The sequence below is a fragment of the Lactobacillus porci genome, assembly GCF_009695985.1.
In the GTDB taxonomy this organism is placed as follows: domain Bacteria; phylum Bacillota; class Bacilli; order Lactobacillales; family Lactobacillaceae; genus Lactobacillus; species Lactobacillus absianus.
The window spans coordinates 36,698-42,739 of the sequence record NZ_VUMX01000019.1 but is presented as its reverse complement, the minus strand read 5'-3'; the positions used below and the strand labels follow the sequence as shown (position 1 = coordinate 42,739).

6 protein-coding genes are annotated in these 6,042 nt (G+C 46.6%); all 6 read right to left on the bottom strand.

Annotated elements, in window-relative coordinates:
• Window positions 1–616: 616 nt before the first annotated feature.
• The 6 genes from FYJ62_RS07405 to msrB all read right to left on the bottom strand — a co-directional run bounded on the left by FYJ62_RS07405 (window position 617) and on the right by msrB (window position 6,035).
• On the bottom strand, window positions 617–1,786 hold the full coding sequence (locus FYJ62_RS07405) for a hypothetical protein (RefSeq protein ID WP_154549068.1): 1,170 nt from the start codon (window positions 1,784–1,786) through the stop codon (window positions 617–619).
• Between the two features lie 247 nt (window positions 1,787–2,033).
• On the bottom strand, window positions 2,034–3,086 hold the full coding sequence (locus FYJ62_RS07400) for an NAD-dependent epimerase/dehydratase family protein (RefSeq protein ID WP_154549067.1): 1,053 nt from the start codon (window positions 3,084–3,086) through the stop codon (window positions 2,034–2,036).
• A 10-nt stretch (window positions 3,087–3,096) separates the two neighbouring features.
• Window positions 3,097–3,813, bottom strand: a complete 717-nt coding sequence (locus FYJ62_RS07395) for an IspD/TarI family cytidylyltransferase (RefSeq protein WP_154549066.1) — start codon at window positions 3,811–3,813, stop codon at window positions 3,097–3,099.
• A 172-nt stretch (window positions 3,814–3,985) separates the two neighbouring features.
• Window positions 3,986–4,837: a winged helix-turn-helix domain-containing protein gene (locus tag FYJ62_RS07390; protein WP_154549065.1), complete on the bottom strand. Its 852-nt coding sequence runs from the start codon at window positions 4,835–4,837 to the stop codon at window positions 3,986–3,988.
• 466 nt (window positions 4,838–5,303) lie between these two features.
• Entirely contained in the window at window positions 5,304–5,510 is a 207-nt protein-coding gene (locus FYJ62_RS07385) for a hypothetical protein (RefSeq protein ID WP_154549064.1), read from the bottom strand.
• Between the two features lie 99 nt (window positions 5,511–5,609).
• Window positions 5,610–6,035 (bottom strand): peptide-methionine (R)-S-oxide reductase MsrB, encoded by a 426-nt coding sequence (gene msrB / locus FYJ62_RS07380; RefSeq protein WP_154549063.1) that lies wholly within the window; start codon window positions 6,033–6,035, stop codon window positions 5,610–5,612.
• Between the last annotated feature and the right edge of the window lie 7 nt (window positions 6,036–6,042).

Below are 6,042 nucleotides of genomic sequence, written 5' to 3'. Positions count from 1 at the left end.
ACTGACAGTTCTGTATAATTCATAGTAAGAAGGGCTCCCCATGTTTTTGTCGTTATTAACATTGTAAGGGACAACCCTTCTTTTTTTGTTATCTAATTTCTATTTACACAAGAATTTATACTGAACCGATTTTTCCCCTAAAAGTACCTAATTACGGCTGATTTTGGAAAAATGAGCCCCGTAAAGTACCTAACTACGGGCTTTTGCAAAAATTTGAGCCCCGTAAAGTACCCAACTACGGGCTTTTGCAAAAAATCGAGCCCCGTAAAGTACCCAACTACGGGCTTTTGCAAAAAATCGAGCCCCGTAAAGTACCCAACTACGGGCTTTTGCAAAAATTTGAGCCCCGTAAAGTACCCAACTACGGGCTTTTGCAAAAAATCGAGCCCCGTAAAGTACCCAACTACGGGCTTTTGCAAAAATTTGAGCCCCGTAAAGTACCTAACTACAGCCCGTTTCAAAAAATACCTAGCAACTAACGCTTTGACAAGAACGTTACCCTAAAGCTATCTAACTGCAGTTGATTTCTGATAGTAAAAAAGTGTTGAACAATTGCTCCATCGAGTAATCATTCAACACTTTAGGTTAATATTGCTATTCGCTTCTTCCAGCAAAATTACTTTGCAGCGTCAGTAGTAGTCTTAGTTGCGTCAGTTGCTGGGGTAGTAGTTGACTTAGTGTCAGTAGTAGTCTTAGTTGCGTCAGCTGCTGGGGTAGTAGTTGACTTAGTGTCAGTAGTAGTCTTAGTTGCGTCAGTTGCTGGGGTAGTAGTTGACTTAGTGTCAGTAGTAGTCTTAGTTGCTGGCTTAGTAGTCTTCTTGGTAGTCTTAGTTGACTTTGCGGCCTTCTTAGTGGTCTTAGTTGACTTCTTAGCAGCAGCCTTCTTGGTAGTCTTAGTTGACTTCTTAGCAGCGGCCTTCTTAGCAGTCTTAGTTGACTTCTTAGCAGCGGCCTTCTTAGCAGTCTTAGTTGACTTCTTAGCAGCGGCCTTCTTAGCAGTCTTAGTTGACTTCTTAGCAGCGGCCTTCTTAGCAGTCTTAGTTGACTTCTTAGCAGCGGCCTTCTTAGCAGTCTTAGTTGACTTCTTAGCAGCGGCCTTCTTAGCAGTCTTAGTTGACTTCTTAGCAGCGGCCTTCTTAGCAGTCTTAGTTGACTTCTTAGTAGCGGCCTTCTTAGCAGTCTTAGTTGACTTCTTAGCAGCGGCCTTCTTAGCAGTCTTAGTTGACTTCTTAGTAGCGGCCTTCTTAGCAGTCTTAGTTGACTTCTTAGCAGCAGCCTTCTTAGTAGTCTTGGTTGACTTTGCGGCCTTCTTGGTTGACTTTGCGTCAGCCTTCTTAGTGGTCTTTGCGGCCTTCTTAGTGGTCTTTGCTGAAGTCTTTGCAGCTTCCTTGGTTGACTTTGCGTCAGCCTTCTTAGTGGTCTTTGCGTCAGCCTTCTTAGTGGTCTTTGCGGCCTTCTTGGTTGACTTTGCGTCAGCCTTCTTAGTGGTCTTTGCGGCCTTCTTGGTGGTCTTTGCGGAAGTCTTAGCTGCTTCCTTGGTTGACTTAGCGGCCTTCTTGGTGGTCTTTGCTGAAGTCTTAGCTGCTTCCTTGGTTGACTTAGCGGCCTTCTTAGTGGTCTTTGTTGTCGATGTCTTTGCTACAGCCTTCTTGTTGGTCTTAGCAGCTGCCTTCTTAGCAGCGTGAACAGTCAGTGACGTGCCTGGGTTGGCAACGGCACCAGCACCTGCAAGCAGGGCAACAGCAACAGTAGCTTTACTTAAGTTCTTAACTAAACGGTTCTTCATGATATTTTTTCCTTTCCTGATAAAACAACTATTTGCCACGTATTATAACGCATATTTTTCAAAATTGTCATTTTTTCAAAAAAATACACCTAGTATTTAAATAGACTTAAAATAAATTTCCGTGCCCGCTTAGATATTTTTCAAAAATCAATCGCACGCTGGATTTCTTTGAAGAGTCTGGGAAAAACTCAATGTCATAAAAAAGCTTCCAGAAGTTTTCCACTTCTAGAAGCTTTTCCCAGATTCTTTATTGTTCTTCTTTCAAAATGCGCATCGTCGCCTTTAAGGCATCGCGCAATTCCGTGTCCGCCACAAAGCCCAGCTGGCTGATTTTATCAATATCCAGCAAGGCCTTCGTTGCGGTTGAATAGCCAGAGGCTTCTTCGGCATCAGGCAGCTCGAAGACGACCTTCGTGCCGACCGCGTCCGCGATCGTTTCCGCCAAGTTCTTCAACGTGGTATCGCACTTGCTGCCGGCAACGTTATAGGCTTCACCGCATTTGCCATGAACCAGCGTGAAAAAGATCGCCGCTACGGCATCAACGGAATAGATGTATGAATACTGCTGCGTCCCGGCGCTCTTGAGCACGATGTCCTCTTTGGCAATCCCCTTCTTGATGAACTGGGACAAGGCCTTAGAATCCGATTTAAGCATCGTTGGGCCAAAAGAACGCGACAGACGGGCGATTACCACATCCAGGCCTTTTTCTTTGATATAAGCCTGGCAGAGGGCTTCACCGGTACGCTTGCTTTCAGGGTAGCCCGCGCGCAAGGTGTTGCAGTCAAGGTAGCCCAAGTAGTCTTCTTTAAACTTGTCGACGTCACCGCGGTTTTCGCCATACACTTCAACGGATGACATGAACAAGACGCGCTTGACGCCGTGTTCAGCCGCGTAGCTCAGCAAGTTGTTCGTGCCAATCACGTTGGTAGTGATCGTGCTGATCGGGAACTTCGAATAAGCCAAGGGGTGGGTATTGCTGGCCGCGTGCAAAATGTAGTCAACGTGGCCATCATAGTTCACGCCGGCATTGATGTCGCCTTCCGCGAAAGTAAAGTTCGCGTCGTCCCAATAGCTGCCAAAGCGGCCCTGGGCCTTCTTCGCATTGCGGCCTAAAGCAACGATCCGGCAGTTCAGATCGGCTTCTTTGTTCAAAAGCATCACTGCATCGATCAAGCAGCTGCCAATCATCCCCGTTGCCCCGGCAACCATGATCGAGCTGTCTTTGAAGGCCTTCCAATCTTGATATTTTTTAGACCAAGTTCTTAATTCTGACATGTATTCTTGATTATCAGTAATCATCGCAGAGCCTCTAATCTAACTGGTTGGTGTTCAGGTAAGCCTTGAAGAAGCTGAGGTTTTCCGGCGTGGTCAGCTTAATGTTCATGTCTGAGCCAGCCGCGAAGTGCAGTTCAACGCCCAGATCAACCATCATCGTGTTGGTGTATGAAGACCCGTAAATGCCAATCTTTTTTTCAAAAGCTTCATGGTATTTGCTGTCAAGCAGGTCAAAATTGTAAGCCTGCGGCGTCGACACGCGGCGCAGGGTCTCACGTGGAATGTACTTGTGGGTCTTAGCCGGGTCTTTTTCATCAATGACAAAAATTTGCTCATTGTAAGGCATCGAAGTTACGGCATTGCCATATTGCTGGCACTTGACAATCACGTCGGAGATAACTTCATTGTCAATCAATGGACGCACGCCATCGTGAACCAGAATGATGTCATCTTTAGCCGCTTTGCCTTCTAAGTTGAAGACCCCGTTGCGAATGGATTCCTGGCCGGTCTCCCCGCCAGTGACGATCCACTTAAGCTTGGTAATTCCATATTGCTTAGCGTAGGCTTCAGCAACGTTCTGCCAGCCATCCAGGCAGACCAATTCAATAGCGTCAATTTGCGGGTGTCTTTGGAAAGATTCAAGCGTGTACACCAAAACAGGCTTGTCATTGATGTTGATAAATTGCTTGGGAATCTTCTGACCCATTCTCTTGCCAACGCCACCAGCGATTATAATTGCGATATTTGCCATTTTTTGCTCCTAAATAAATTCCCGCTGCCCTGAAATCCGCCAGCTAAGTCATGCGCGGCTTTCGGCGCGGAAAGGCCCAGTTGGGCCAAAAAGTTCAGTCAATACTTTAATTTTAGCAGATCTCCCAGTTTTTGGGGGCTATTTGCCCGCTAGTTGGCTTGCAGGAAGGCGGTCAATAAGTTTCAAAGCGGACGAATTCCGCGAATCTAGGCAAGGTGAACGAGATGCTCCCGTACTTGCGGGTGTCGATCAAGCCTTGGTTCTTAAGCCGGCGGCGGTATTGGTTAAACAGGTTCGGATTCATGTTTAACCGCTCTCTGAACTCTTTCACCTTTCCCCCTTCGTTTTCCGCGATCACGCTTAGGACCTCCTGGTCCAGATCCGACAGTTCACTCCACAGCTTGGCATATGAGGCATCAGCCAGCAATTGATCGTATTCTTGCATAGTGTCTTCACTAATCTCGCAGCTGCCTTGTTCCCAGCAGACATAGCCCAAAGTCTGGAAAGCAAATGGATAGCCCCGGGTCAAGCGGGCCATTTCGATGCTTCTTTCTTGGTCAAGATTAAAAATGCTGGCATAAGCATTGGCCACTGCCATTTGATTCAAAGGCGCCAAAACGATCTTAGGCGACCGGTAGAGAAAGGTCAGATTTTTTACATCCTGCAAAGACATGATTTCATCGTACAAGCCCGTTGCCAAAAAATACAAGGGGCGGTCGTTGCTGATAAAAAGCTGGAAGGCACTGGCAAACTGCTGCATCTGCGGCGTGTTGGTTGCTTCATCAATAGCCACCAGAACCTTTATGCCTTGCTTTTGAAAAGTCGCCAGCGTCTTATCAATGGAATCGACCAAGTTCGGTTCTGGCCGCTGGTGGTTAACTGTGACGCTAGCCCCCAACAATGACAAGCCGTAACTTGCTTCATAGTTGCTAGGGTTAAAAAAGCGGCTGTTTTGCAGGTCACTGTACAAGGCTTTCAGAATGTTGTCCAAAGGACTGATCTTGATCACCAGCCAATTTTTCATTTGGCCAATCCGCTCACAAATATCAGTTAATAGCACGGTTTTGCCGCTGCCTCTGATCCCCATCAATATATATACTTGATCAGTTACTGGCGGCTGCGTAAATGTAGTAATCACGCGATTGCTATCACTCAAACGATTGATATATTCCACCGGTTTTCGTCCAAAAGAAATAGTAAACGGATTTTTACCCTTGTACATGACAGTCCCTCCCTTAATGTTTGTTTTCTCATGCAAGTCCATTATATAAGCTTATACAACCTTATACAACTTTTGTTTTCTTATACAACTGTATACAACTTTTTTTAGTTGGGGACTTTTCGGGAACGGAGTGTGCAAGTTTGGGCTCAGTTAGGTATTTTTTCAAAAAAGACTCCCGAAAAGTACTCAATTGCGACTCCCGCAAAACAAAAAGCGCCACCGTCGGTGCACTGTCTTTAAGCTGAGACGCTGCAACACGCGGGTGACGCTAATTATTTTCACTATTCAAATCGATGACCAGTTCAGTGCTGTCCTTGTCGATGATCAATTTTGGCCGCGGAGCCTTGATTTTAGCCAGGTTCTGGTAGATCCGCTGGCCGCCATTGCCGGATCTCTCCCCCAGCCGGTCAATATCCGGCTCCTCCAGCAATGGCATTTCCCTGTAAAACAAGCAGTTGTCAAAAGAATGCCCCAATAGAGCCAGCCTAAATATTATTGTACTTGTATTATTATATTGTGTTCAAAATCCAAAAAACTGGTGAAATCCTATCGTGGGACTGCACCAGTTTTTGCTTTATTCAAAAATTTTCCGGTATTCGCCATAGCCTGCTTCTGTCAGCTGGTCGTAAGGAATAAACCTAAGGGCCGCGGAATTGATGCAGTAGCGCAGGCCGCCTTGATCCAAGGGGCCATCGGTAAAAACGTGGCCTAGGTGAGAATCAGCCTGGCGGCTGCGGACCTCAGTCCGCTCCATGCCAAAGGACTGGTCCCGGCGCTGGGTGAGCTTGGCCAAAGGCTTGGTAAAAGCCGGCCAGCCGCACCCTGAATCATACTTGTCCAACGATGAAAACAGCGGCTCACCGCTGACCACGTCCACATAAATGCCTTTTTCAAAAAAATCGTCGTACTTTCCGCTAAAGGCTGGCTCAGTTGCAGCATTTTGGGTCACCGCATACTGCATCGGGGTCAGACGCTTTTTCAGTTCATTTTCCTTAGTCATTTCAGTC

Coding starts and splice junctions, on each gene's coding strand:
- FYJ62_RS07405 (WP_154549068.1), bottom strand. CDS start 1,786: ATGAAGAACCGTTTAGTTAAGAACTTAAGTAAAGCTACTGTTGCTGTT.
- FYJ62_RS07400 (WP_154549067.1), bottom strand. CDS start 3,086: ATGATTACTGATAATCAAGAATACATGTCAGAATTAAGAACTTGGTCT.
- FYJ62_RS07395 (WP_154549066.1), bottom strand. CDS start 3,813: ATGGCAAATATCGCAATTATAATCGCTGGTGGCGTTGGCAAGAGAATG.
- FYJ62_RS07390 (WP_154549065.1), bottom strand. CDS start 4,837: ATGAAAAATTGGCTGGTGATCAAGATCAGTCCTTTGGACAACATTCTG.
- msrB (WP_154549063.1), bottom strand. CDS start 6,035: ATGACTAAGGAAAATGAACTGAAAAAGCGTCTGACCCCGATGCAGTAT.